This window comes from Rhodoferax sp., from assembly GCF_028715765.1.
In the GTDB taxonomy this organism is placed as follows: domain Bacteria; phylum Pseudomonadota; class Gammaproteobacteria; order Burkholderiales; family Burkholderiaceae_C; genus Rhodoferax.
Genome location: NZ_JAQURE010000045.1, coordinates 1 through 25,523 on the forward strand (window position 1 = coordinate 1; position 25,523 = coordinate 25,523).

Annotated in this window: 19 protein-coding genes and 1 pseudogene; 10 read left to right on the forward strand and 10 right to left on the reverse strand. The window is 58.4% G+C overall.

From position 1 onward, the window contains the following. Together nth and PHT20_RS13525 are read right to left on the reverse strand one after the other, a co-directional pair. A partial coding sequence (gene nth / locus PHT20_RS13520) for an endonuclease III (RefSeq protein WP_301020914.1) occupies positions 1 to 481 on the reverse strand: 481 nt, incomplete at its 3' end. Between the two features lie 13 nt (positions 482 to 494). Continuing rightward, complete coding sequence (locus tag PHT20_RS13525) at positions 495 to 1,295, reverse strand: HDOD domain-containing protein (RefSeq protein ID WP_301020915.1); 801 nt, start codon at positions 1,293 to 1,295, stop codon at positions 495 to 497. A 128-nt stretch (positions 1,296 to 1,423) separates the two neighbouring features. On the opposite strand from PHT20_RS13525, the gene PHT20_RS13530 reads away from it, so the two are divergent. Further along, entirely contained in the window at positions 1,424 to 2,611 is a 1,188-nt protein-coding gene (locus tag PHT20_RS13530; RefSeq protein ID WP_301020916.1) for a PLP-dependent aminotransferase family protein, read from the forward strand. Between the two features lie 16 nt (positions 2,612 to 2,627). On the opposite strand, the gene purM is transcribed toward PHT20_RS13530, so the two are convergent. Both purM and PHT20_RS13540 read right to left on the reverse strand, forming a co-directional pair. Further along, positions 2,628 to 3,668, reverse strand: a complete 1,041-nt coding sequence (gene purM / locus PHT20_RS13535; RefSeq protein WP_301020928.1) for a phosphoribosylformylglycinamidine cyclo-ligase — start codon at positions 3,666 to 3,668, stop codon at positions 2,628 to 2,630. 68 nt (positions 3,669 to 3,736) lie between these two features. Then, positions 3,737 to 4,666 carry a 2-dehydropantoate 2-reductase gene (locus tag PHT20_RS13540; protein WP_301020929.1) on the reverse strand — a complete coding sequence of 310 codons (930 nt, stop codon included), beginning with the start codon at positions 4,664 to 4,666 and terminating at the stop codon, positions 3,737 to 3,739. Between the two features lie 250 nt (positions 4,667 to 4,916). Between PHT20_RS13540 and PHT20_RS13545 the strand changes: the two genes are divergently transcribed. From PHT20_RS13545 to PHT20_RS13580, 8 genes are all read left to right on the forward strand, one after another. Next, a complete protein-coding gene (locus tag PHT20_RS13545) occupies positions 4,917 to 5,684 on the forward strand; it encodes a PEP-CTERM sorting domain-containing protein (protein ID WP_301020917.1) in 768 nt (255 codons plus the stop codon). A gap of 123 nt (positions 5,685 to 5,807) precedes the next feature. Continuing rightward, the gene (locus PHT20_RS13550; RefSeq protein ID WP_301020918.1) at positions 5,808 to 6,164 is read left to right on the forward strand and encodes a hypothetical protein; all 357 of its coding nucleotides are present in this window, start codon (positions 5,808 to 5,810) and stop codon (positions 6,162 to 6,164) included. Positions 6,165 to 6,479: 315 nt separating this feature from the next. After that, positions 6,480 to 7,565: an AI-2E family transporter gene (locus PHT20_RS13555; protein ID WP_301020919.1), complete on the forward strand. Its 1,086-nt coding sequence runs from the start codon at positions 6,480 to 6,482 to the stop codon at positions 7,563 to 7,565. An 8-nt stretch (positions 7,566 to 7,573) separates the two neighbouring features. Beyond that, on the forward strand, positions 7,574 to 8,257 hold the full coding sequence (hda, locus tag PHT20_RS13560) for a DnaA regulatory inactivator Hda (RefSeq protein ID WP_301020930.1): 684 nt from the start codon (positions 7,574 to 7,576) through the stop codon (positions 8,255 to 8,257). Next, positions 8,254 to 8,955, forward strand: coding sequence for an HAD family hydrolase (locus tag PHT20_RS13565; RefSeq protein ID WP_301020920.1), 702 nt, complete (start codon positions 8,254 to 8,256; stop codon positions 8,953 to 8,955). The genes hda and PHT20_RS13565 overlap by 4 nt, the downstream gene beginning before the upstream one ends. Before the next feature lie 7 nt (positions 8,956 to 8,962). After that, positions 8,963 to 10,537, forward strand: a complete 1,575-nt coding sequence (gene pcnB / locus PHT20_RS13570; RefSeq protein WP_301020921.1) for a polynucleotide adenylyltransferase PcnB — start codon at positions 8,963 to 8,965, stop codon at positions 10,535 to 10,537. Positions 10,538 to 10,560: 23 nt separating this feature from the next. Further along, a complete protein-coding gene (folK, locus tag PHT20_RS13575; RefSeq protein ID WP_301020922.1) occupies positions 10,561 to 11,037 on the forward strand; it encodes a 2-amino-4-hydroxy-6-hydroxymethyldihydropteridine diphosphokinase in 477 nt (158 codons plus the stop codon). Between the two features lie 58 nt (positions 11,038 to 11,095). Then, positions 11,096 to 12,934, forward strand: a complete 1,839-nt coding sequence (locus tag PHT20_RS13580; protein WP_301020923.1) for a methyl-accepting chemotaxis protein — start codon at positions 11,096 to 11,098, stop codon at positions 12,932 to 12,934. Here the strand turns inward: PHT20_RS13580 and PHT20_RS13585 are convergent. The 3 genes from PHT20_RS13585 to PHT20_RS13595 form a co-directional block, all read right to left on the reverse strand. Continuing rightward, positions 12,931 to 13,389, reverse strand: coding sequence for a RidA family protein (locus PHT20_RS13585; RefSeq protein ID WP_300084517.1), 459 nt, complete (start codon positions 13,387 to 13,389; stop codon positions 12,931 to 12,933). The two genes, PHT20_RS13580 and PHT20_RS13585, sit on opposite strands and share 4 nt — an antisense overlap. Positions 13,390 to 13,487: 98 nt before the next feature. Next, on the reverse strand, positions 13,488 to 14,471 hold the full coding sequence (locus PHT20_RS13590; RefSeq protein ID WP_301020924.1) for a transglutaminase family protein: 984 nt from the start codon (positions 14,469 to 14,471) through the stop codon (positions 13,488 to 13,490). Then, positions 14,468 to 17,056 (reverse strand): circularly permuted type 2 ATP-grasp protein, encoded by a 2,589-nt coding sequence (locus tag PHT20_RS13595; RefSeq protein WP_301020925.1) that lies wholly within the window; start codon positions 17,054 to 17,056, stop codon positions 14,468 to 14,470. Before PHT20_RS13595 ends, PHT20_RS13590 begins: the two co-directional genes overlap by 4 nt. A gap of 70 nt (positions 17,057 to 17,126) precedes the next feature. Here PHT20_RS13595 and PHT20_RS13600 point away from each other — a divergent pair, with 70 nt between their 5' ends. After that, positions 17,127 to 17,813 carry a ProQ/FINO family protein gene (locus PHT20_RS13600; protein ID WP_300084520.1) on the forward strand — a complete coding sequence of 229 codons (687 nt, stop codon included), beginning with the start codon at positions 17,127 to 17,129 and terminating at the stop codon, positions 17,811 to 17,813. A 33-nt stretch (positions 17,814 to 17,846) separates the two neighbouring features. Here PHT20_RS13600 and PHT20_RS13605 read toward each other — a convergent pair whose 3' ends face one another. The 3 genes and pseudogenes from PHT20_RS13605 to PHT20_RS13615 form a co-directional block, all read right to left on the reverse strand. Beyond that, entirely contained in the window at positions 17,847 to 19,025 is a 1,179-nt protein-coding gene (locus tag PHT20_RS13605) for an ATP-binding protein (protein WP_301020926.1), read from the reverse strand. 60 nt (positions 19,026 to 19,085) lie between these two features. Continuing rightward, positions 19,086 to 21,608, reverse strand: a pseudogene (locus tag PHT20_RS13610) (EAL domain-containing protein). Between the two features lie 92 nt (positions 21,609 to 21,700). Beyond that, positions 21,701 to 25,264: a transglutaminase family protein gene (locus PHT20_RS13615; protein WP_301020927.1), complete on the reverse strand. Its 3,564-nt coding sequence runs from the start codon at positions 25,262 to 25,264 to the stop codon at positions 21,701 to 21,703. Positions 25,265 to 25,523 lie beyond the last annotated feature (259 nt).

Consider the following 25,523-nt stretch of genomic DNA (forward strand, 5'->3'; position numbering starts at 1 on the left):
GTTCCACCGTCAGCGGCGTTTTACCCGGTGCCAGCCCAGTGCGGTTGCCCAAGCGAAAAATATGGGTGTCTACCGCCATGGTGGGTTCGCCAAATGCCACATTCAGCACCACATTGGCGGTTTTTCGACCCACGCCAGGCAATGCCTCCAAGGCTTCGCGGGTGCGTGGCACTTGGCCGCCGTGCTGGTCTACCAAGATACGGCAGGTCTGCAACAAATGGCGCGCTTTGCTGTGGTACAGGCCAATGGTTTGAATGTGTGCTTCCAGGTCAGTGAGCCCCAGGGTCAGCATTTTTTGGGGCGTGTTGGCTGCCACAAAGAGGCTGCGTGTGGCCTTGTTCACACTCACATCGGTGGCTTGGGCTGACAGCAACACTGCCGCGAGCAATTCAAACACGCTGGCATATTCCAGCTCGGTTTGTGGATGCGGGTTGGCGCTGGCCAGTGTGGCAAAAAAGGTTTCAATGGCGGCGCGCTTCATGGGTTGAGCAAACTCAGGCGATGGAAATAAAAGAGTCAGAAGCGGGTAGCTTGGCTTTCATCCAGGTAGCGTCCAGCCCCAATTTGGCCAAAAGGTTGGCCTCTAGCATGTCTATAGCGTCTGCCTTCGCATCAGGCACGTCGGCCAAGATGCCAGCCAAGTGCAACACCCCAGCCAGTTTGGAAAAAGTGGACACCTCCAGAGGCTCCAAGGCATGTTCCAGCGCTTTGATCATGCTGGCCGGAAAATTCCAACGGCGCGCCAGTTCGGCAGTAATTTGTGTTTCTGCAAAGCCCACATGTTGTTTTTCTCGCTCCCAACGCGCACCAGGCACGTGCGGAAGTTTTTCAATTTCAACCAAGGCCTGTGGGTTGGCTTGACCGATCAGCAACTCACCCAAGCGCAGCATCATGCCAGTCAACCAAGCTTGTTGCGCATCAATGTCCACCGCTGCGGCCAGCCACTGCGCGTACCCCGCACAAGCCATGCTGGAGCGCCAAAACTCGTGGGCGTTCAGGCCTGGCAAGGCCGGAAAAGACTCGTTCATGCAGGCCGCCAAGGACAGCGTTCGCACCTTGGCCATGCCCACCATGTGAATGGCTTCATCTAAGGTGGCTACACCACGAGGCAAGCCAAACTGTGCACTGTTGGCCAAGCGCAAGAGTTTGGCGCTCAATGCCGGGTCTTTGGCAATGATGGCGCTGACCTCTTGGATGCCCGCGTCTTCATCGTTGAGTGTTTTAATGAGTTGTTGAGCCACTTCCGAAATGGTGGGCAACTTGACGGTAGCAAAGAAAGCATCGATGTGGGACATGGTGGTGAACTGAACAGTTGTGATGGAATAAGTCACAATTTACCCCAATTCAGCCCTTGAGTTGACTGTAAATGCCGCTCAAAGCATTCAACAGCAACTTTATATTTGATCTCAACAACCCAAGCCCTATGCAATTTGCCACCCGCCTTCAAAACGTCGAAACCTCCGCCATCAGAGAGCTTTTCAAACTGCTGGGCAAGCCTGGCATCATCAGCTTTGCGGGTGGATTCCCAGACCCTGCACTGTTTGATGCCACCGGCATTGCCCAAGCCAGCGCCGCTGTGCTGGCCAGCAACCCCGGCCCCGTGCTGCAATACGGAGCCACAGAGGGTTACCAACCCTTGCGTGAAAGCATTGCCAGCTTCATGGCAGCCAAGGCTGCCCGTGTGGCTGCTGATGGCTTGATCGTCACCACCGGCAGCCAACAGGCGCTCGATTTGGTCGGCAAGACCATGATCTCCCCTGGCGACAAGGTGATTGTGGAAGCCCCCACGTTTTTGGCCACCATTCAATGTTTCAGGCTTTACGGCGCTGACATCATTGGTGCGCCGATTGATGCTGACGGTGTGGATGTGGAGCAGCTCGAAGCCTTGATAGAGCAACATCACCCCAAACTGGTCTACCTGATTCCCACCTTTGGCAACCCCAGCGGCGCAACCATGAGCCTGGCACGGCGCAAGCGCATTTTGGAAATAGCCGCCCGTACCCACACCCTGATCGTCGAGGACGACCCCTATGGTGAGTTGTATTTTGACCAACCGCCGCCGCCCAGCTTGCTGGCTTTGAGCGAGGGCGTGCCTGGCAGCCGCGAGTGGTTGGCGCATTGCGGCTCGTTCAGCAAAATCTTGAGCCCCGGTCTGCGCGTGGGCTGGTTGATTGCGCCACCCGAGCTGCTGGCCAAAGCCACCATGTGCAAGCAGTTCAGTGATGCCCACACCAGCAATCTCACGCAAGCCATCTGCGCCCACTATTTGACGCTGAACCGTTTGAATGACACCTTGGCAGTGGTGCGCCAAACCTATGCCGAGCGCGCAGCGGTCATGGCACAGGCTTTGCGCCACGTGTTGGGCGATGCCATTGAATTCAATTGCCCTCAAGGCGGCATGTTTTTCTGGGCCAGGCTGACGGGTCAAGGTGGCAAGGCCGCCATCGCTGCTGAATTTGCCAAGCGCGCCATTGAAAAAGGGGTGGCTTTTGTGCCAGGTGCCCCTTTTTATGCCCGCCATCCCGACCCCGCCACGCTGCGCTTGAGCTTTGCCACCGCTGATGTGGCAAAAATTGAAGAAGGCATTGCCAGACTGGGGCAGGCGCTGTAACTACAGCCGCCAAAAATCAACGCACCAGCACCGCAGCCGCATCCCCACGGGGTGCGATCACGCCAATTTCATACACCGTTTCTCCTGCGGCGCGCAGCGTGGCAGCGCAAGCGGCCGCGTTGGCCGCATCAATGACGACCACCATGCCAATGCCGTTGTTGAAGGTGCGGTTCATCTCGATGTCGTCAATGCCGGCAGTGGCTTGCAGCCAGGCAAACAACTCGGTTTTCGGCCAGCTGCCCTTGGCCAGGTGCGCGGCCATGCCCTCGGGCAGCACGCGCGGAATGTTCTCCAGCAAGCCGCCGCCGGTGATGTGCGCCAGCGCCTTGATAGGGTGAGCGGCTAGGGCGGCCAGCACGGTTTTCACGTACAGGCGGGTGGGTTCCATCAGCGCTTGCTTGAACGGTTTGCCGTCAAGCAGGGTCGGGGCGTTATGGCCCGCGCGCTCGATGCACTTGCGCACTAGGCTGAAACCGTTGGAATGCACGCCACTGCTGGCCAGGCCCAGCACCACGTCGCCGGGTTTCACGTCTGCACCGGTCAAAATCTTGCTTTTTTCAACCGCGCCGACGGCAAAACCGGCCAGGTCGTATTCACCCGCCGGGTACATGCCGGGCATTTCAGCGGTTTCGCCGCCAATCAGCGCGCAGCCAGACAGTTCGCAGCCGCGTGCAATGCCGCCCACCACGCTTGCTGCGGTGTCCACATCGAGCTTGCCGCAGGCAAAGTAGTCCAGAAAGAACAGCGGCTCGGCGCCTTGCACCAGCACGTCGTTCACACTCATTGCCACCAGGTCAATGCCCACTGTGTCGTGCATGTTCCATTCAAAGGCGAGCTTGAGTTTGGTGCCCACGCCGTCGGTGCCGCTCACCAACACGGGTTCTTTGTAACGCTTGGGCACTTCAAACAGCGCGCCAAAGCCACCAATGCCGGCCAGTACGCCATCGCGCATGGTTTTTTTGGCCAGCGGCTTGATGCGCTCAACCAGCGCGTCGCCCGCGTCAATGTCAACGCCAGCAGCTTTGTAAGAGAGGGGTGTGGGGGATGTGGTCATGATGAAGGGAAAAAGGTTGGGGCAGGTGCCGGGCAGACCATCAAGAAACGGTCAAAAGAGTTGACTCGATTTTAGGGGCAGGCCAGTGGATGGTTTTCCAGCAACTTCACCGCCGCCCACAGCAACCGGTTGGCTGGGGTGGGCACGCCAAGCGCATCACCGCGGCGCACCACATGGCCGTTCAGGTAATCTATTTCAGTGGGTTTGTTGTTGTGCACATCTTGCGCTGTGGACGACATTTGCGTCGCCATGTGGTGGGCGATGGCTTGCACTTGTGTCTCCAGGTCATCCGGCAAGGTCACGTTGTCAGCCGCAGCGACAGCGCGGCACTCAACAACCAAATCACGCAACACGGCTGGCATACCGGGGCGCTGCACCAGCTCGCCATAGGCCGTTTGACCGATGGCAGACAGGCCGTTGTAGGCGCAGTTGATCACCAGTTTGGCCCACAACACATCGCGCACATGGGCGCTGACCTGTGTTGGCACACCCGCGGCTTGCAGCACGGTTGCCACCGTCGCGCTGTGCGGGCTGGTCTCGATGATGAGTTCACCCCGGCCATGGTGGCGCAGGTGCCCAGGCGCCGCCATTTCAGTGGCCACATACACCGCTGTACTTGCCACCGCCACCCCAGGCAACACGGCTCGCAGGCGCTCGGCGTTGTCTACGCCGTTTTGCAGGCACAGCACCAACGCGCCAGGCTTGAGGTGGGGGCGCAGCAGGGCGCCGGTGGTTTCGGTGTCGGTGGATTTCACTGCAAACAACACCACGTCTGCCGACGCCACTGCGCTGGGCAGCACGCTCGCAGCCGGGTGCACCACTTCGTCAAAAGTGAGGGTTTCCAGACGCAAGCCGTGCTGTTGAATGGCTTGTACATGCGCGGCGCGGCCTATCAGCGTGACCGGCACCCCCGCACGCGCCAACATGCCACCATAAAAGCAGCCCACGGCACCTGCGCCCATGACAGCGAATGAAAGAGATTGCGAATTGGATGACCACATGGCGTTTTCCTGGGCGGTGATGTTGATTGAATCGAGAAAATCCATGAGTAGCACCTGAGGTACTGTTTGGGTGTCAGCGATTTGTTTGCAGCAATTTTCTCCCCGCTTTGTCGCCTGCAGCTAGGGCTTCAGGATTTGCAGTCGGAACGAAACCGGATCAAAACTACCCTCAGTACTTTCTCAAACCTTTCGGATTTTCCTGGTTTAAGGTTTAAAATTTTCAAATCGTAAATTAATTAGAGGCCAAAGCATGTCAGTTCATTTCTTCAAGTGTTCGATATCAAATAAATTAAAAAATGCTTTGGTTAGTTTGATGGTATGTGGCGCTGGCGCGGCTTCCGCCGGATACATTACTGCAGATGAAACGGGTATGGATGCGGTCTTTGGGCAGACCAGTTTTGGCAGTAGCCCGGTCGATGTGCGGTTCAATCCGTTTCAGACTTGGCAGAATTCGAGTCTGCTGGCGCTTGATGATATTACTGACATGAGCAGCTATAGCACGGGGTACAGGTCATTTTCCAGCTACAGCTCGAGTTCTTTGGATTTGTTTGTGTTCTTTGTTGACACTGTCTCTTATTGCGGCGGTTACACAGCTGCTCCTGGCTACTCATTTGCAGGTTGCGGCAGTATGCCTGGCAACTTGGTGGTTCTTAAATCCAGCACGGCTGCCTATTCAAACTACACAGTGGCTTTGATGGCACACGAAATCGGGCATAACCTTAATCTTGGCCACTCTGGTGTTTTAGGTGCTGGAGACAACCTGATGAACCCGTCTTTGTTCAATGCGACTCCCAGTTACAACCCCTTATCTCCCAGCTTGTCCTTGACAGCAACACAGGCCAACACTGTTTTGGGTAACTCACGCGTCCAAACAGACGCCTCAGGAAACCGTTTCATCAGTATCACTCCCATTGCAGTGGTTGCCTCAGTGCCAGAGCCGGAAACTTGGATCATGATGTTGTCTGGTTTACTTGGTATTGGTGCGTTCGTGCGTCAACGCAAATCGAAGGCAGCTTGAGTTGTGATCTTGCGCAGTTTTGTACTCGCAACAAGTCTCATCGTTTGCAGTGTGTTTGTTGCCTGTGCATCTTCCTGGAAGACTTTGAATTTGGGCGGTTTCAGTCTTAAAGTACCCTCTTCCATGGCACTGACAGATGGCAGTATGGACTCCCAGTCTGGAAGTTTGCAAGACGCGGCAGTTCAACTTGGGTACGACTTTGGGCCATATTCTGACCCATTGGATTCTGTGGCTGGTGCTACTGAATTTAGTTCTCATCAAGGTACGCTGGGTGGTAAGACTGCTCGCTACGTGAGTTTTGGCCTCGTCGGTAAAAACGGGCAACGACAGTTTTGTCAAGGTGTTCATGTGCCTGTAGTAAAGCCCCCAGTTTCAGCAGACTTTGGTTCGGTCAAGCTGACGATGATCTTGTGCGGCAATACTGTCACCACGGATGTAATAGCTGAGCAAATATTTGCATCTGTCAAGTTTCAAAACTAAGCCACAGCTTGGCTTCTATTGTTGTTGGGCAGGCTCGCAGGCGTCAAATAGCTCTCAAAATATAGCGCCTTGTACTCACTGAACGTGGATTCAATGCGCTTTTTATCTAAACCCTATGGGGCTTGGTAAAGGTCACAAAATGCCTAGCATTTGTTGGCCTTGGTGCTGATTCATGCAAGCCGTCAAAGCGACAAGCTCACCACATTCGTTTGAATCACAGCCTGGCCATGGTGTTGGCAGCGCCATCGATAGAATGCAGTCTCAATTTTGCTGCCTTGTCAGCCCTCACCAGACCCTGAAACTGCGGTTCATTTGATGCCCATGTCCCCCACACAAAAAAGAGCGCTTTCTTGGCTGCTACTTATTTTTGGCGCTGTGCTGGCGTTTTGGCTGCTTGCGCCGGTCTTGACCCCTTTTGTGGTGGCAGCCATTCTGGCCTATGCCTTGACACCGGTGGTGGACTGGCTTGATGGGTTGGGGCGTGGCCGTCTCCCCCGTCTGCTGGCGGTGGTGTTGGTGGAGGTGATTTTTTTGCTGCTGCTGGCAGCACTGCTGCTTTTGGTGGTGCCTGTGCTGGTGAAACAACTGCCTTTGCTGCGTGACCAGGTGCCGCCCATGCTTGATCGGCTCAATGACACTGTGCAACCCCTGCTGTCGCAGTTGGGGTTGCACGTTTCGTTGGACGTGGCGGGGCTCAAAGCGTTTGCCATGGAACACTTGAGCGCCAATGTGCAAGACGGTTTGGGGCAGGTCTTGGCCTCGGCCAAACTGGGGGGCAGTGTGGCGCTGTCGCTGGTGGGCAATGCGGTGCTGATTCCGGTGGTGTTGTTTTATTTGTTGATGGAGTGGCGGCGTTTTATGGGCTTGCTGCTGGGCTTGGTGCCGCCCCGCTTGCACCCGGTGGTGAACAGTTTTACGTCAGAGGCAGACACCGTGTTGGGGCAATACTTGCACGGTCAATTGTTGGTGATGGGGGTGCTGGCGGTGTATTACAGCGTCGGGCTCGCCCTGTTTGGCCTGAATCTGGCGTTGCCCATTGGGGTCTTCACCGGGCTGGCAGTGGCCATCCCTTACCTGGGCTTTGGCTTGGGGCTGATTTTGGCTTCATTGGCTGGTTTTTTGGAGTTTGCCGCGCAAGGCCAGGCCATGCACGCGCTGTTGATGCTGGTGGTGGTGTATGGCGCGGGGCAACTGCTTGAGAGCTTTGTGTTGACGCCCCGGTTGGTCGGCGAGCGCATTGGCTTGCATCCGCTGGCGGTGATTTTTGCCTTGATGGCGTTTGGTCATTTGCTCGGGTTTGTGGGCGTGTTGCTGGCATTGCCGCTCAGCGCCGTGCTGCTAGTGGCGGTGCGCCGCGCCCGCTTGGCCTACCTTGCCAGCGCTTTGTACCAAGACGCATGACCCACCCCATGACCCAACTGGTGCTGGACATGGGCTTACCCACCGGTCCGACACTGAGTAACTACTTTGCCGGACCCAATGCCGCTGCGCTGGCACACCTGAAGCTCTGGTTGGGCGAGGGTGCACACGCCTTGCGTTCCCCTGTGCCCACCTACCTATGGGGTGGCAGCGGCTGTGGCAAAACGCATTTGCTGATGGCGCTGCATGCCGCGCTGCAAGGGCAGGGCGAAAGCGTGGGCTGGATCGATGCCCACAGCCTCAGCCCTGCGGAGTTTGACGAGCGCTGGGCCGCGGTGCTGCTAGACGATGTGCATGCGTTCAACGTGGGCCAGCAACATGCCGCGTTCAACTGGTTTGTCAACGCCCAAACTCACCACATTGCCGTCATTGCCACGGGCAGCTTGCCACCGGCCGACCTGAAGCTGCGCGACGACTTGCGTACCCGCCTGGGCTGGGGCACGGTGTTTGCCCTGCAGGCCTTGAGCGAGCCAGAGCGCCGCGCCGTGCTGCGCCAAGCCGCTGAAGTGCGCGGTATTTTTTTGAGTGATGAGGTGATGGACTTCATGCTGACGCGATTCAGCCGAGATCTGGGCAGCTTGATGGCACTGCTTGAGCTGATGGACGGCTACGCCTTGCAAACCCAGCGCCCCATCACCATTCCCCTGATCAAAACCATGATGGACAACACATGACCGTGACCTCATTGCGCACCACCACGGGGGCAACCCCCATTGCTTTGTTTGACCTAGACCACACCCTGCTCCCGATGGACTCTGATTACGAGTGGGGCGTGTTCACCACCGCACTGGGTTGGAACGACCCCGCCGAATTCACCCGCCGCAACGACCACTATTACCAGCAGTACAAAGCGGGCACGCTGGACATTCATGACTACGTGCGCTTTGCCACCGCTGCCATTTGCCGTCAGGGAGAGTCAATTTCTATAGCTACTCATGACCTATTCATGAGCTCTGTAGTGCAAAAAGCCTTAAAAAATCAGGCATTGGCGCTGGTGCGCAGCCACCAGCAGGCGGGCGATTTGGTGGCCATCGTGACGGCCACCAACGAATTTGTCACGCGCCCCATTGCCCAAGCCTTTGGCGTGCCAGACCTGATTGCCATCAACCTGCAGCGCGACCCAGTCAGCGGCTGGTACAACGGCCAGATTGACGGCACGCCGTCTTTCCGTGAAGGCAAGGTGGCACGCGTGACTGATTGGCTGCGCGCCCAAGGTCTGGCCTGGGGAGATGTGGAGGCCACGTTTTACAGCGACTCCATCAACGACCTGCCGCTGCTTGAGAAAGTGCAGCACCCGGTGGCCACTAACCCCGACGCTCCGCTGCGCGCCTTGGCGCAGGAACGCGGCTGGCGCATACTTGAACTTTTCTGAAAAAAACATGATTAAAAAATTCATCAACAAACTCCTGGGCAAACCTGCCCCTGCCAGCAAGCACCCGTTTGGCAAACGCATGGAAATTGGCCCGGCCGAGCACGGCATTGATCCCAAACTGGTGGACGAGCGTGCCATCAACGTGGTGCGCACCCTCAAACACGCCGGTTTTGAGGCCTATGTGGTGGGGGGCGCCGTGCGCGACCTGATGCTGGGCTTGGCCCCCAAAGACTTTGACGTGGCCACCAACGCCACCCCCGAGCAGGTGAAAGGCTTGTTTCGGCGCGCCTTCATCATCGGGCGGCGCTTTCGCATCGTGCACGTGGTGTATGGCCGTGGGCGCGAGCATGAGGTGATTGAGGTCTCTACCTTCCGCGCATTTTTAGACAATGCCGCTGCCGAACAAGTGGCTGGCAACGAGAAAACCAGCAAGAGCGAGCTGGCGGGCATGACGCACGCGGTTGACAGCACCGGGCGGGTGTTGCGTGACAACGTGTGGGGGCCACAAGACGAAGACGCCACCCGACGCGACTTCACCATCAACGCCATGTATTACGACCCCGAGACCCAAACCGTGGTCGACTACCACCACGGCATCAAAGACGCCAAGGCCAAAGTGATTCGCATGATTGGCGACCCCGTGGCGCGCTACCGCGAAGACCCGGTGCGCATCATCCGCGCCATACGCTTTGCCGCCAAGCTCAATGGCCTGGGTTTCACGCTGGAGCCCAAAACCGCCACCCCATTGGTCAAGTCCAAAGCGCTGCTGCTGGAGGTGCCACAAAGCCGCATGTTTGATGAAATGCTCAAGCTGCTGCAAACCGGCCACGCCTTGGCCTCCATTGCACAGCTCAAAGCGCTGGGCATGGCCAGCGGCATCTACCCACTGCTGGACGTGGTGGTGGAGCGCGCCGACACCCCGTTTGTCGCATCGGCCTTGCAAGACACTGACCGCCGTGTGGCTGAAGGCAAACCCGTGGCCCCGAGCTTTTTGCTGGCCTGCGTGTTGTGGGCTGAAGTGCGAGACGGCTGGGCGGCACGCCTGAAACACCAGCCTTCGCACCCCGCTTTGCAAGATGCCATTGAAGACGTGTTTGCTGCCCGCATTGGCGATGTCTCTGGCCGCGGCAAGCTGGCCGGTGACATGCGCGAGATTTGGATGATGCAGCCACGCTTTGAAAAACGGGTTGGCAGCGCCCCCTTTGGCCTGGTGGAGCAACCGCGCTTTCGAGCCGCGTTTGACTTCATGCGCCTGCGCGCTGAAAACGGCGAGCTTGACGAAGTGCTGTCAGACTGGTGGCAAGAGTTCAGTCTGGCCGACGACAACCTGCGCAACGACATGGTCGATGAGGTCAGGCTTGAGCAACAGCAGCGCACCCGCACAGTGCGCCCGCCACGCCCACCCAAGGTGGTCAGAGTGCAAGAAGCGGCTAACGTGTCTGACAGCGCTGACGCGCCCAGCACAGACACGGCTCCCGTGGGTGAAGCGGCCTTGGGTGATGCGCCCAAAAAACGCCGCCGCCGCCGCCGTCCCAGCGGTGGTGCTGCAGCTGACTTTTCACCGAAAGACCCTGCGCCCTGAGCCAGTTGGCATTCGTACCAAGCGTGTCGCACACACTCACATCGGCCTACATCGGCCTGGGTGCCAACCTGGGCGACCCGCAAGCGCGGCTGATGTGGGCCATGGATCAGCTCTCAGCCTTGCCTCAGTGCCAGCCTGTGGCGCGTTCTGGTTTGTATGTGAGTGCCCCGTTTGAAGCGGTTGGACCCGATTTCATTAATGCTGTTTTGCACCTGCAGACCACACTCAGTGCGCATGAGCTGCTCTTGAATTTGCAGCATATCGAGCTCTTGGCGGGGCGAGAACGCCCCTACCGCAACGCCCCTCGCACGCTTGACCTTGACCTGCTGCTGTTTGGCGATCAGCACATTCACACCGCCACGCTGCAGGTGCCGCACCCGCGCCTGTGGGAGCGGGCGTTTGTGCTGCTGCCGCTGGCAGAAATTGCGCCGCAATGGGTTACCGCTGACCAGCTTTCAGCCGTGGCGGGTCAACCCGTGATGCGCCTGGAACCGCGCTAAGATGCCAATTCATCATGCCGAATCAAGTGCTGGTGTGTTAACTGATTGGAACTTGTCTATGAATCTGCAAAACCTTCGTCTGGCCTCAAAGCTTTGGTTATCCACTCTTCTGATGGTGCTGGGTATAGCGGTGGTGGTGGGCTACACCGCCGTGCGTTCGGCCAATGACCGTGTGGAGAGTGCCGCTGCGCTGGAAACCTTGAACAACCGCGTCAAGATGGCACTGCGTTGGGCTGGGTTGACGCAAACCAATGCCGTCAGGGCACAAGCCGTGCTGCTGAGCACAGAGCCGGCAGTGACCGACAGCATGAAAGAAAGCATGGCGGGCACCACCGCCGACATTGGCAAGATTCAAAAAGCCATTGAAGCTGAAAAACTCACCCCAGCAGATGTAGCGCAGTTGGAGACCATTGCCAACAACCGCAAAGCAGTGCTTCAAGCCCGTGCCCAAGCCATCAAATTGCGTGCCGAGGGCACCCCTGAAGAGGTCACCAACACCCTGAACACCCAATACTTCCCGGCCATGCAGGCTTACCAGCAGTCACAGCGCGACTTTGTGGCGCTGCAAGAAAAAAACTTTGCCGACACCCGTGCCGCGTATGACCAGCGTGCCAAAGAACTGATCGCCCTAGCCAGCGGCATGATGCTGCTGCTGGTGCTGGGGATTTTGATGGGTGCGGTCTGGCTCATTCGAACCATACGCGAGCCTTTGGCGCAAGCCAGCGAATGGGCAGCGCGCATTGCCAAGGGCGACTTGAGCGACACCACCTTGCCCCCACGTGGCGACGAGTTTGGTGAGCTGATGAAATCTTTGGCCAGCATGAGCCAATCGCTTGGTCACATGGTGAACCAGGTGCGTCACAGCACCGACAGCATTGCCAACGCCAGCAGTGAAATTGCCGCCGGCAACAACGACCTGGCCCAGCGCACCGAGCAAACTTCAAGCAACCTGCAACACACTGCCTCCAGCATGGATCACCTGACTCAAACCGTGCACATGAGTGCCGACAACGCCCGTCAAGCCAGCACCTTGGCTGCGGCAGCATCGCAAGTGGCAGAGCGGGGCGGGTCAGTGGTGCGCCAGGTGGTCAGCACCATGGAAGACATCAATGTCAGCAGCCGCAAAATTGCCGACATCATTGGCGTGATTGACAGCATTGCATTCCAAACCAACATCTTGGCGCTCAACGCCGCGGTCGAGGCGGCGCGTGCGGGCGAACAAGGGCGCGGCTTTGCCGTGGTGGCCAGCGAGGTGCGCTCACTGGCTGGGCGCAGTGCTGAGGCGGCCAAAGAAATCAAGATGTTGATCAACACCTCGGTTGAAAAAGTGGCATCCGGCACACAGCTGGTGTCTGATGCCGGTGCCACCATGACCGACATCGTCAATTCGGTGCGCAAAGTGGCTGATGTGATTGGCGAGATCACTGCCACCTCGGGCGAGCAAAGTTCGGGCATTTCAGAGATCAATGGTGCCATTGGCAACCTGGATCAAATGACCCAGCAAAACGCCGCCTTGGTTGAGCAAAGTGCCGCCGCCGCCGAGAGCTTGCGCGACCAAGCTGACCAGCTGGCACGCGCCGTGGCAGTGTTCAAAACCAGTGGCTCCGGGTTGACCTTGGCACAGCACCCCATGCGTGACATCACACCCCGGCCACAGCAAGTGGCTTACCGCAAATCTGCCCAGTTAAGCCGTCCCCAGCCGAAACCTGCCTTGGCCAGCCGCCCAGCCGCCAAGCAACTCGGCAGTTCGACCAAAGCACCAGCGCCCAAAGCAGCAGGCTTGAAAGCTGCTGCACCCACCTTGAACCGCCCTGCCTTGGCCAAGCCAGCCGCACCAGCCGCTGCTAAACCCGCGCCAGCGCCTGCGGCAGCGGATTCAGATTGGGAAACGTTTTAAGCGACTTCGGCAATCAGCTCAATTTCCACACATGCCCCAAGTGGAATTTGAGCTACGCCAAAAGCGCTACGGGCGTGGGCGCCTTTTTCTGGGCCAAACACCTCGCCCAGCAGTTCACTGGCACCGTTGGTGACCAGATGCTGTTCTGTGAAGGTGCCCGTCGAGTTCACCAGTGACATGACTTTGACAATGCGCTTGACACGGTTCAAGTCGCCCACCGCAGCATGCAGGGTGCCCATCAGGTCAATGGCAATGGCACGCGCTGCGGCCTTGCCCTCTTCGGTGGCCATGTTGTTGCCCAACTGACCCACCCACACCTGGCCATCTTTTTTGGCAATGTGCCCACTCAAAAACACCAGATTGTCAGTTTGGACAAATGGCACATAAGCCGCTGCAGGGGCAGCCACGGGGGGCAGGGTGATACCGAGTTGAGAGAGTTTGGCGTAAATGCTCATGGGCAATCCTTGGTTAAAAAATAATGATGAAAACAGGCTGTAGCGCTTATGAAATAAGCGTGAGCAGCTATCAAAAAAGATATTCTCAAGAGGAAATTTTACGACCCTGAGAAATTCACATTTTGGCTTTGGCTTTGGCTTTGGCTTTGTGACTGCGTGGCGTCTGGCAGACTTGGCTGCACGTCGTCTGGCGCAGCGGGCTCCACCGTCACCCCCACCTGCAAGGTGTGGCTGGCTCCCCCGTGAATCACACCACGCAGTGGCGAGACATCAGAGAAATCCCGGCCAAATGCCAGCGTCACATAGTCCTCACCCGGCGCATGCCAACCGGCGCGGTCGTTGGTGGGGTCTAGGTCTAACCAGCGTTGTCCCGGTGGCAAATCAGGCAAATACACCGCGCACCAGGCATGCGACGCATCGCTGCCGCGCAGTTTGACCGTGCCGGGTGCCGGTTGAGTGAGCAAATAACCGCTCACATAACGCGCGGCCAACCCCAGTGAGCGCAGGCAGGCAATCAAAATGTGCGCAAAATCCTGGCACACACCTTTGCGCTGCTGCAAGGCCACCACGGCCGGGGTATTGACCTCGGTGCTTTGGCTCTCGTAGGTGAAATCGGCAAACATGCGGTGCATCAGGTGCAACGCTGCCTCCTGCAAGCTGCGGCCTGGGGCAAAGCTGGGGCGGGCGTAGTGGGCAAATTCATGCAAGCGCGGCACCATGGGCGAGGCAAACACAAATTCACTGGCACGGTCAAACGGTGCACCCGCCTGGTAGTGCAGGCGCTCGCGCACCTGCTCCCACGCCACGCTGCTTTGCGGCATGGCGCAGGCGCTGGTGCTGACTTCGCTGGTGGCCAGCACGCGCAGTTGGCGGTGTGGGGTTTGCAGGTCAAAGTAACTGCGGGTGTTGCCATACACATCGGGCATTTGCCCCAGGTTCAACGGGGCAGGCTGCACTGCCAAGTGATGGTGCAGCACCTGCTGCGCCAAAGACGGCCGCGGCGTGAGGTAGGCCATGTGTTGAGCGGTCTCTACCAACGGTTGGTAGTTGTAGACCGTTTCGTGCGTCACAAGCAGCTTCATGCCGCCCCCACGCTAGTGTTGACCAAGCCACTGTGGGTGAAATAAGTGGTGCTGATGTCTTCAGACACTTGGTAGGCGGCTTGACTGCAGTGCGACAGCACATCGGCCAGCAGCTTGGTGTCGCACAGTTGCACCAGGCCATAGCTGTTGGGGTTGGGCACTTTGAGCGCCAGCTCACTCAGCTCTTGCGGGGCGCAGCCCGCCAGCTTGGCCAGCCGCCCGCGCAGGGTGTGCGCCACCCAGGCAATCGAGCGCGGGTTGTCGCGGTCAAGTACCAGTTGGTCTACCAGCGCCGCCAAGTCATGGCTTTGCTGAAACTGCGCATGAAAGCTGATGGCGTTGTCAAACAAGTCCAGCATGGCGTCAAAGCCACTGTCGGTTTCCAGGCTGGTGCAGCTCAGGGCGCGGTGCAAGGCGCCAGACAAAAAGCCCAGGCGCTCAATGTGTCGGCCAATGCTCAGCAGCCGCCAGCCATCATCACGCGTCATGCGGTCTGTCTGCGCCCCGGTGATGGCTGCCATGTGGTCACTGGTGTCTTTCAAAATTTGCAGCGCTTGCAAGTTTGAAAAATCTGGCTTGGCACGGGCTTGGGCAAAGCGGGTAAACAGCTCTTCTTCGGCCCGGGTGATGATGCGCCAGTGCTCTTGCGACAAACGTTCCCTCACGGTGGATGCGGCCAGCTTCAAGGCACGCAAGTAATAGCCCACGCTGGTGGCGGCACTGGTGCTGCCCAGGCTGTCGATCAACGAGCGCTCAAACACCCTTGAGGCCTGCGCTGGGGTGGGCACGCCAGGCAATACCAGGGTGTTGGCTTGCGCCATTTGCCCCAGCCAAACCAGCAGGCTGGGGCTGGCAACTTCTTCACCGTGCAGGCTCTCCAGCGTGAGGCGCGCCAAGCGAATGGCGTTTTCAGCGCGCTCGGTGTAGCGGCCTAGCCAATACAGGTTTTCAGCGGCGCGGCTGGTGACCAGGCGCTTGCGCTGCATCAGGCTCTCGGGGCTCAAGTGCGGCGCCAGCAAGGTGGTGGCATCAACCTCGCCGTGCGTCAACGCCCACACATCGGCACTGCTGCCGCCGCGCTGCATCGAGGTGATGTCTTGCCCGGCACTGGCCACTCGCGCCAGCCCACCGGGCAACACCTGCCAGCCCTGGGCTCCATCCGACACGGCAAACACCCGCAGCATCACCGAGCGTGCCGACAGCTGCCCATTGGCCCAAGTGGGCATTTGCGACAGTGGCGCATGCACCTGCACGGTGTGCTCATCAGGCTGGCGCACAATGCGACCGGCCCATTCGTCGAGCGCATGTTGATCCAGGCGGTTGCCCAGCACCGGGTCAAAACTGGCATGCATGTCAGAACCGGGGTAGGTGGGTTTGATGGCACTGGTGGCCAAGTTGGGCAAGGCTTCTTCCATGGCACTGCGCTCGCCACACCACCAGGTGGCCAAAGCGGGCAACATCAAGGGCTCGCCCAGCAGTTTTTCAGCCAGGGCTGGCAAAAAGCCCAGCAGCGCGGGCGACTCCACAAACCCTGTGCCTGGCGCATTGGCCACCAGCACATGGCCGGCGCGCACAGCTTGCAGCAAACCTGGCACACCCAAAGTGGAATCGGCACGCAGCTCCAGCGGGTCAAGGTAAGGGTCATCCACGCGCTTGAGCAAGCCGTGCACAGGCACCAGCCCCTTGAGGGTTTTCAGGTACAGATGTTCGTCACGCACCAGCAGGTCGCCACCTTCCACCAGCGTCAGCCCCAGGTAGCGCGCCAGGTAAGCGTGTTCAAAATAGGTTTCGTTGTAGGGGCCCGGTGTCAACAAAGCCAGGTGCGCCTCATTGCCCAACGGGCTCATGCTGCGCAGGCTGTCCATCAGGGCGCGGTAGGTGCCAGCCAGGCGTTGCACCCGCAAGCGGTCAAACGCCAGGCGGAACTGCGCCGAGATCGCCAAGCGGTTTTCCAGCAAATAACCCAGGCCTGATGGGGCTTGGGTGCGCTGGGCTTCCAGCCACCACTTGCCGTCTGGCCCGCGCGCCAGATCAAAGGCTGCAATGTGCAGGTAACGCCCACCCACCGGCTTGACACCGTGCATGGCACGCAAATAGCCAGGGTGACCGTGCACCAAAGCCGGGGGTAAAAAACCTTGGGTCAACAAGGTTTGGTCGCCATACACATCGGCCAACACGCTTTCCAGCAAACGCACACGCTGCAGCACACCGGCTTCAATGTGCGCCCAAGTGGGTGCATCCAGCAAGAGCGGAAACAGGTCGAGTGACCAGGGGCGTTGCGGGCCGTTTTCGTCGGCATAGACGTTGTAGGTGATGCCGTTGTCGCGCACCTGCCGGGCCAAATTGCTGCAGCGTTGGTCAAGGTCAGCCGCTGAATCATGGTCAATTTTTTTAAAAAAACGACTCCAAGCGCTTACTGGGTCTGTGTGAGTTGCTATTAAATTTGATAGTGAACCGGTCAGTTCGTCAAAATGCCCAGCAGCAGCCAAGCGGTTGTGTGGCGTGATCACTGCAGCAGGTGCGTCAAAACCCTGCGACTGGCTTTGGCGTTGATTGGCAAAATCGTTAAGGTGTGCGTCACTCATCGACCTGAGTATGCCAGTGATAACCCGCTATGGTTGACAATCGCGGGTTATCTCAACTGATCTAGCCGACATGAACCACACCCCACTCGATGCCGCCTCACACACGCCAGACGCAACCAATGCACCCGTCGGTGAAACAGCCACCACGGACCTCCCGAAGGCTACCCCACCTAAGTCCAAAAACCGCTTTGAGTCTGCCCAACCCGTGCTGGAAAAGCTGTTTGAGCTGTACCCTGCCTTGTTTGGCGCGCGCTTTGTGCCGCTGAAGCTGGGTATTTTTCAGGAGTTGATGGCAGCCCACCCTGACGTATTCAAGCGCAATGACTTGAAAACTGCCCTGGGCGTGCACACCCGTTCCACCCGCTATTTGCAAGCTGTGGCCTCAGGCCTCAAACGCCATGACCTTGCTGGCCAGCCGGTTGAAGATGTGGCACCTGAGCATGTGTATTTGTCTGTGGTGGAGCTGTTTACCCGCCGCCAGGCGCGCACCGAGGAAGACTTGACCCCCAAGTTGCGCAACCAGTTGATCGCTGCCTTCGAGGCCAGTGGCTTGGCGCGCCAAGACTACCTGGCACGCATCGGCACGCCGCCAGAAGCCATTCAAACCGTGCTCGATGATGCGCTGGATGTGGTGGAGCAACGCCGCGCCCGCCACGCCGCGTTGCGCAAAGCGTTTGAGAGCAGCGGCCAAAGTGTGGAGGCCTTTGCCGACATGATGGGCATGAAGCTGACCGAGGTGAAAGCGGCGCTGGCCTGACCACTGGAACCTCTTGCCGGACAAGCTAAAAACTTAAGGCAACCAAGTGACGTCGGTTTCAAAACCACGGCGATTGACCTGCGGAGCCAAGGCATCTTGGCCAGTGCCCTGATCAATCAAGGTGGCGTTGAGCGCGCCGGTATCGGCCATGATGGCGCGCAACCCTCTGGCTAAATAAGGCGAGCTGGCGCGCGCTGTTTTGATTTCAATGGCATGGAGTGCGTTGCCTCGCTCCAGTAAAAGGTCTACTTCTGCCCCACCGGCGGTGCGCCAAAAGTGGGCACGGCTGTGAGGGTAGGTGATGGCCTCCCGGCGCAACATGTCCTCCAATACAAAAGTTTCCCAGCTGGCACCACGAATAGGGTGGCAACCCAGTTCATCGATTGAATGAATGTTGAGCAGGTGATGCAGTAGGCCAGTGTCTCGAAGGTAAAGCTTGGGCGCTTTCACCAGACGTTTGCCTATGTTTTTGAAATAGGGCGGCAACCTTCGAAGTAAAAAGCTCTGCTCCAAAATATCCACATAGCGCGCGACGGTGGGCTGAGACCAACCTAACGCGCTGGCAAATTGACTCAAATTAGCCAAGCCACCCTGGGCATGTGCCAACATGGTGATCAATTTGCGCATCTGAACCGGATTGGCATCCAGCCCCATGACGGGCAAGTCTCGCTCCACATAGGTTCGCAAATACGCCTCCCACCAATCCCGAAAATCACCACCCCTGCGGTTGGCAGCCAAGGCATCTGGAAACCCACCACACAGCCACAGGTGTCGATAGTCAGCCACAGGCGCATGGCCGGTGCGTGCTTCTTGCACCGTCAGCGGCGAAAGCTCCAAGATTCCCACGCGCCCCGCCAAGCTTTCTGCCACCTGTCGCATCAAGGTAGGCTGAGCAGAACCCAAAATGATGAAACGCCCCATGCGCTGGCGGTCGGCGTCAATGGCACCACGCAGCGCGTCAAATAGCAATGGCAGCCGCTGTGCCTCGTCCAAAATCAACCCCAACTCACTGGCGCGTGTGTCGAGCTGAAAACGTGGGTCTTCTGCAAACAGGTTGTAAGTGGCAGAGTCTTCCAAATCCAGATATGAAAAGTCTGGAAATGTTTGTTTGGCCAACGTGGTTTTGCCCACTTGACGCGGACCCAAAATCAACACGGCAGGAAATTGTTTGACGAGTTTTATCAGCCGTTGGGCACTTAAACGCAGGTACATATCAAGCAAATTTAAAGTTACATTTTAAAAATGCATTGTATTCCCCACGCTGAATACGCATCAACCCAAACGTTGTTTCACGTCAAAACTCAAAGCCTCAAACTCTTCCAGTGGCAGCGGCTGGCTGAACAGGTAGCCTTGGATCAGGTCACAGTGGTGCACGGTGGTTAAAAAATACAGTTGCGCCTGGGTTTCAACACCTTCGGCCACCACTTTGAGCCGCAAGCTGTGCGCCAGGCTGATGGTGGCAGCGCAGATCACCACCGCGTTTTCACTGGTCTCGATGTCGCGCACAAAGCCTTGGTCAATTTTGAGCTAATCCAGTGGCAGGCGGCTCAGGTAAGCCAGCGATGAGTAACCGGTGCCAAAGTCATCCAGAGAGAAGGTCACCCCCAATGTTTTCAGGGTGGCCATTTTCTGGATGACATCGTCGACATCATCCACCAGCAAACTCTCGGTCAGCTCCAACTTAAGGCGGCTGGGTTGGGCGCCCGTGCGAGTCAGGGCAGAAATCACCCGGTCAACAAAATCAGCGCGCCTGAACTGCACCACGCTGACGTTGACCGAAAGCATGCAGTCGACCTTGTCCGTCTGGGTTTGCCAGCGCGCCAATTGTTCACAGGCCGTATCCAGCACCCATTGCCCAAGCTGCACGATTAACCCTGATTGCTCAGCCACCGGGATAAATTCTGCAGGCGACACCATGCCACGCTGCGGATGCCGCCAGCGCACCAAGGCTTCAGCCCCGGCCACCGTGCCGTCTGCCAGCACCTGAGGCTGGTAGTACAAGCAAAATTGTTGTTGTGCCAAGGCTTCCCGCAACTCGGTTTCAAGCAGTGCTTTGGCTTGCAGGATGTTTTCAATCTCGGGGTCAAAAAACCGCAGGGCATTGCGGCCACTGGCCTTAGCCTGGTACATGGAGATATCGGCCCGCTTGAGCAAATCGTCAATGCTCTCACGCAATCCTGAAAACAAGGCCACGCCAATGCTGGCTGACGAGGTGCAGACCAACTCGCCCAAGCTGTAAGGCAGGTGCAGTGCGTGCAGGATTTTTTGCCCAATGCTCTCGGCCTGCACGCCCGCTTGGTCGGTGCTGTCGGCCAGGTCTTCAAGCATGACCACAAACTCATCGCCCCCAAAGCGCGCCACAGTGTCTTCCATCCGCACTTGCTCAGCGATGCGCTGCGCCGCTTGCCGCAGCAGCTGATCACCCACATGGTGGCCCAGGGTGTCGTTGATGTTTTTGAAATTGTCCAGGTCAATGAACAGCAGCGCATTGAAGGCTTCGGTGCGTGAACTGGCAGCCATGGCCAGCTCCAGCCGGTCAAGCAGCAGGCGCCGGTTGGGCAGGTTGGTCAATGGGTCGTAAAAAGCCAGGTTGCGGATTTGGCTCTCTGCCGCCTTGCGTTCGCTGATGTCACTGAATGCCGCCACATAGTGGGTGATGGCGCCCGCGTCGTCTTTGACCGCCGTGATGGTGAGCCACTCAGGAAACACGCCGCCGTTTTTGTGCCGGTTCCAGATTTCACCGGCCCACATGCCGTCCTTGGCAATGCTGGCAAACATGGCTTGGTAAAACGCGTCGCCGTGGCGGCCTGAGCTCAACACGTGCGGGGTTTTGCCCACCACTTCTTCTGCGGTGTAGCCCGTGATGTCGGTAAACGCTTGGTTGACTTGCAAAATGGTGTTGTGAGCGTCGCACACCGTCATGCCCATTTGCGCGTTGAAGGCTATGGCGGCAATGCGCAGCTGGTCTTTGCTGGCTTTGAGGGCTTGGGTTTGCTGCTGCAGCTCTTGGGTGCGCTGGTTGACCAGGCTTTCCAGGTCAGTGCGGTGCACCGTGAGCTCTGCAGTGGTGGCTTGCAGCTTACCTATGATGTGCTGCACATGGCGGGCAAAGGGTCTGAAAATCAGCGCGGCTTCCAGGCCCAGCAGCAGCAGGGTCAGCAACCAAAACACGGTCTCAGCCGTTTGAAGTTGCGCCACATTGGCCTCGCCCTCACGCTGGTACAGCGCCACCATGTCGTCGAGTGCGGCCAGCAAGCTGTGCTGGGCAGACTGGGTGAGCTCCAGCACATAGGGGTTGGACTGCGTTAACCCTGCATCGGGCTCATGCAGCAGCCGCCTGGCTGCATCCAGGTACGCATTGACCTGCTCATCCAGGTTCACGGGAGTATCAAAATACATAGCACGCACTGCAGGAGACACGGGCACAGGCAGCCCTAAAGACGCATCGCCATGGGTCAAACCCCGGTGCGACAACGCCATCAGGTCGATCACCTGGGTAAGTTTTTGCCGCCACTCAGGGCGCTTGGCCACCGGGGCGTTCACCAGCAACTGGGCAAACAGCGCCGTGCGCTGGCTCAGCATGCGTTGGCGACCGCTGACATTCACCACCGCAGCCGTGCTTTTTTGCTCGTTGATGACCCAATGCAAGCTCAACCATGCCGCCGTGCACAGCGTGGCCACCAGCACCAAGGCAATGGCGTAGCGCCAAGTTAGAGCCCGTGCGATGGTCACATCTTGCTCATCGGGCGCTTGCGTCAGACCTGCACCCGACTTTTTTGTAGATGTAACAACCATGCCAATTTATAACTCAAGACTGTTGTGCGAACTCATCTAAGTCGCTAAGGCGACTCGAACAGCATGGTCTTTGGCAGGCATTACCTCACGCCTCAAACCCGGCGCAAATCCAAGGTGAACGGAAACTCACGGCTGCCCGGCAGGTTGATGGTGGCCGGTGGCACGGCCAGCATGCCAGGGGTGTGCCCCATGGCCAAAAAGCGTGACAGGCGGCGGCTCTCAGCCTCAAAAGCGTTCACCGGCAAGCTCTCGTAACTCAAGCCACCTGGGTGCGACACATGGTACTGGCAGCCACCCAAAGAGCGTTTCATCCAGGTGTCGACGATGTCAAAGGTCAATGGCGCATGGATGCCTATGCTGGGGTGCAAGCTGCTGGGCGGGTTCCAGGCCTTGTAGCGCACACCCGCCACATACTCGCCCACCACACCGGTGGGGTGCAAGGGCAGGGCGTGGCCGTTGCAGGTGACCACGTAGCGGCTGGGGTTCAGGCCCGTCACGCGCACTTCCATGCGCTCCAGCGACGAGTCCACATAGCGCGCCGTGCCGCCAGCGCTGTTTTCTTCGCCCATCACGTGCCAGGGCTCCAGTGCGTTGCGCAGGGTCAGCTCAATGCCTGCGCTGCACACCGCACCCACCAGTGGGAAACGGAACTCGATGTGCGGCGCAAACCAGCTGTCATCAAAGGCAAACCCGGCTGCGCGCATTTCAACCATCACGTCTTTGAAATCTGCCTCAATGAAGGCGGGCAGCATGAAGCGGTCATGCAGCTCGGTACCCCAGCGGGTGGCAGGGGCGCGGTAGGGCGCTTTCCAGAACCGGGCAATCAGCGCGCGCAGCAGCAGCTGCTGCACACTGCTCATGTGCGGGTGCGGTGGCATCTCAAAGGCGCGCAGCTCCAGCAGCCCCAAGCGGCCGGTGGCGGAGTCGGGCGAATACATCTTGTCGATGGATATTTCGCTGCGGTGGGTGTTGCCTGTGGCGTCAATCAAGATGTTGCGCAGGGTGCGGTCGACCAGCCAAGGGGGCATGTCTTGGCCATACAGTTCGCGGTTTTTGTAGATTTGCTCAAGGGCAATTTCCAGCTCGTAAAGCTGGTCGTTGCGGGCTTCGTCCACCCGTGGGGCCTGGCTGGTGGGCCCCACAAACATGCCGCTGAACAAGTAACTCAGTGACGGATGGTTGTGCCAATACAGCAGCAGGCTGGCCAACAGCTCAGGGCGGCGCAAAAACGGGCTGTCAGACGGCGTGGCGCCGCCCATGACAAAGTGGTTGCCGCCACCGGTGCCGGTGTGGCGGCCATCGGTCATGAACTTCTCGGCACTCAGGCGCGACTCAAACGCGGCGTTGTACAAAAACTCGGTGTTGGCCACCAGCTCACGCCAGTGGTTGACCGGGTGGATGTTGACTTCAATCACACCGGGGTCGGGCGTGACGCTGAGCAGTTTCAGGCGCGGGTCACGCGGAGGTGGGTAGCCTTCCAGCACCAGTTGCATGCCAAGCTCTTGCGCGGTGGCTTCAATGGCAGCGAGCAAGTCCAGGTAATGCTCCAGGTTTTCAAGCGGAGGCATGAACACATACAACACGCCTGATTTTTCACCCACAGCCTCCACCTTGGGGCCGCTGGCACGGCGTGGGTCACGCACTTCCACGCACAGCGCGGTGCGGGTGATCCAGTGGGCTGATTCGTTCAAATTGGGCACGCGGGCAAAGTCAAACGGTTCAGACTGGGTGGCAGACTGGCTGTGCAGGGCTGCGCTGGTCGCAGTGCTTGATGCGCTGGTGGCCATTTGCATTTTGCGCACGGCTTCGGGCTGGGCTGTGGTGCCAGCCATGTAGCCCGGTGCCACTTGACGCTGCAACGCTGCGGCTCTGGCGGCTTCAGCCGCACGCCGTGCCGCAGCGCCCAGCGCTAGTCCGGCAGTGCCTGGGGCGTATTTGGCTGCCACACTTTGGTAAGCGGGCAGGGTGCCCACCAGCACCGAGGGGTCTTGCTCGATCAGGTAAGGGAAATCGGCCTCGCTGACCCAGGGCAATGAATCGAGCGGCAAGCGCAGCCCCATGGGCGAATCGCCTGGCATGAGGTACATGCGTTCATCGCGCAAAAACCACGGGCCAGTGGTCCATGCGGCACCATAGCTGGCATCAAAGCCCGCCACTTTGATGGGCAACACATAGCCTACCGGGGTGTCGAGCTTTTGCTCAAACACGCGGCGCAGGCGAGCACGCTCCATTTCGTCATCAAGCTTGGAATTGAACGGATCCACATTCACCGGCAAGCGGCGTTCACGCCACAGGTAATACCAAGTGTCTTCAAAAGCGGTTTGAATGTATTTGCCAGTCACGCCGAGCTTGCTGGCTAGCAGCTGGGTAAAGCGCTGGGCATCGGCGTGCGTGTAATGCGTGGGCGCACGCTCGTCGGTGAACAAGGCCGGGTTGGCCCACACTGGCTGGCCGTCAGCACGCCAATAAATGTTCAGCGCCCAGCGCGGCAGCTGTTCACCGGGGTACCACTTGCCTTGGCCAAAGTGCAAAAAGCCACCTTGGCCGTATTGGTTGCGCAATTTATGCACCAAATCGGTGGCAAAACCGCGTTTGGTTGGGCCCAGGGCATCGGTGTTCCATTCTGGTGCGTCGCGGTCGCTGTCTGCCACAAAAGTGGGCTCGCCGCCCATCGTCAGGCGCACATCACCAGCCACCAGTTCAGCGTCCACAGCCTCGCCCAGCGCCATGATGTCGGCCCATTGTTCCTCGGTGTAGGGCTTGGTGACACGGGGCGACTCGTAAATGCGGGTGACTTGCATGTGGTGGGCAAATTCCACCTCGCACTTGTCAGAGCGGCCTTCAATCGGGGCTGCACCCGAAGGCTGGGGCGTGCAGGCCAGCGGAATATGGCCTTCACCGGCCAGCAGACCAGAGGTGGCGTCCAGCCCCACCCAGCCGGCACCGGGCAAATAGACCTCGCACCAGGCGTGCAGGTCGGTGAAGTCAACCTCGGTGCCGCTGGGGCCGTCGAGCGACTTCACGTCGGGTTTCAATTGAATCAAATAGCCCGACACAAAGCGCGCCGCCAAACCACAATGGCGCAGCAGGTTGACCATCAGCCATGCCGAGTCGCGGCAGGATCCCGAGCCCAAGGTGAGCGTTTCTTCAGGCGTTTGCACCCCTGGCTCCATGCGGATGGTGTAGTTGATGGCTTCATGAACTGACTGGTTCAGGTCCACCAAGAAGATCACGCTGCGGCGCTTGGTGTAGTCAATTTTGTCAAGGTAAGCCTGCACCAAGGGGGTGACGGGCTCAGGTATCAGGTAGGGTGCCAGCTCTTGCTTGAGGTCAGGTTCGTAGGTGAAAGGAAACTCTTCCGCCGCTGGCTCCAGAAAAAAGTCAAACGGGTTGTAAACCGCCATGTCCAGCACCACATCGACCGTGACCTTGAATTCTTTGGTTTTGTCGGGGAAAACCAGCCGCGCCTGGTAGTTAGCAAACGGGTCTTGCTGCCAGTTGATGAAGTGCACCGGCGGCTCGATTTTGAGCGAGTAAGAAATGATTTTGCTGCGGCAATGCGGTGCCGGGCGCAAGCGCACCACTTGCGGCCCCAAGGCCACCAAGCGGTCATAGCTGTAGTGGGTGATGTGGTTGAGTGCGGCGTGGATGGACATAAGGTGTCTCTGGGAGGGTTTGAATAAATGGATGTGCGGACTTGGCTGATAGAAGCAATGTTGATGCCAGCGGCTGCCAGGTGCACATGGGGGAGGTGTTTAGTGAGCTATAAATAATATAGCTAGTTACGCTTAAGCCGTTAATATTAAATTAAATACGTAATTTGTTGGAATAAAAGATACTTTCGGTTATAATATATACTCCAATATTCCAGGAGTTTTTGTGGGAAAACGAGTAACATTAACATTAAGCGATAAA

Excerpts from the sequence above, each read along its gene's own strand:
- PHT20_RS13525 (WP_301020915.1), bottom strand. The coding sequence starts at position 1,295 with ATGTCCCACATCGATGCTTTCTTTGCTACCGTCAAGTTGCCCACCATT.
- PHT20_RS13605 (WP_301020926.1), bottom strand. The coding sequence starts at position 19,025 with ATGTACCTGCGTTTAAGTGCCCAACGGCTGATAAAACTCGTCAAACAA.
- PHT20_RS13580 (WP_301020923.1), top strand. The coding sequence starts at position 11,096 with ATGAATCTGCAAAACCTTCGTCTGGCCTCAAAGCTTTGGTTATCCACT.
- PHT20_RS13565 (WP_301020920.1), top strand. The coding sequence starts at position 8,254 with ATGACCGTGACCTCATTGCGCACCACCACGGGGGCAACCCCCATTGCT.
- PHT20_RS13600 (WP_300084520.1), top strand. The coding sequence starts at position 17,127 with ATGAACCACACCCCACTCGATGCCGCCTCACACACGCCAGACGCAACC.
- hda (WP_301020930.1), top strand. The coding sequence starts at position 7,574 with ATGACCCAACTGGTGCTGGACATGGGCTTACCCACCGGTCCGACACTG.
- PHT20_RS13550 (WP_301020918.1), top strand. The coding sequence starts at position 5,808 with ATGGCACTGACAGATGGCAGTATGGACTCCCAGTCTGGAAGTTTGCAA.
- PHT20_RS13545 (WP_301020917.1), top strand. The coding sequence starts at position 4,917 with ATGTCAGTTCATTTCTTCAAGTGTTCGATATCAAATAAATTAAAAAAT.
- PHT20_RS13540 (WP_301020929.1), bottom strand. The coding sequence starts at position 4,666 with ATGTGGTCATCCAATTCGCAATCTCTTTCATTCGCTGTCATGGGCGCA.
- PHT20_RS13585 (WP_300084517.1), bottom strand. The coding sequence starts at position 13,389 with ATGAGCATTTACGCCAAACTCTCTCAACTCGGTATCACCCTGCCCCCC.
- PHT20_RS13555 (WP_301020919.1), top strand. The coding sequence starts at position 6,480 with ATGCCCATGTCCCCCACACAAAAAAGAGCGCTTTCTTGGCTGCTACTT.
- PHT20_RS13595 (WP_301020925.1), bottom strand. The coding sequence starts at position 17,056 with ATGAGTGACGCACACCTTAACGATTTTGCCAATCAACGCCAAAGCCAG.
- pcnB (WP_301020921.1), top strand. The coding sequence starts at position 8,963 with ATGATTAAAAAATTCATCAACAAACTCCTGGGCAAACCTGCCCCTGCC.
- PHT20_RS13590 (WP_301020924.1), bottom strand. The coding sequence starts at position 14,471 with ATGAAGCTGCTTGTGACGCACGAAACGGTCTACAACTACCAACCGTTG.
- PHT20_RS13530 (WP_301020916.1), top strand. The coding sequence starts at position 1,424 with ATGCAATTTGCCACCCGCCTTCAAAACGTCGAAACCTCCGCCATCAGA.
- PHT20_RS13615 (WP_301020927.1), bottom strand. The coding sequence starts at position 25,264 with ATGTCCATCCACGCCGCACTCAACCACATCACCCACTACAGCTATGAC.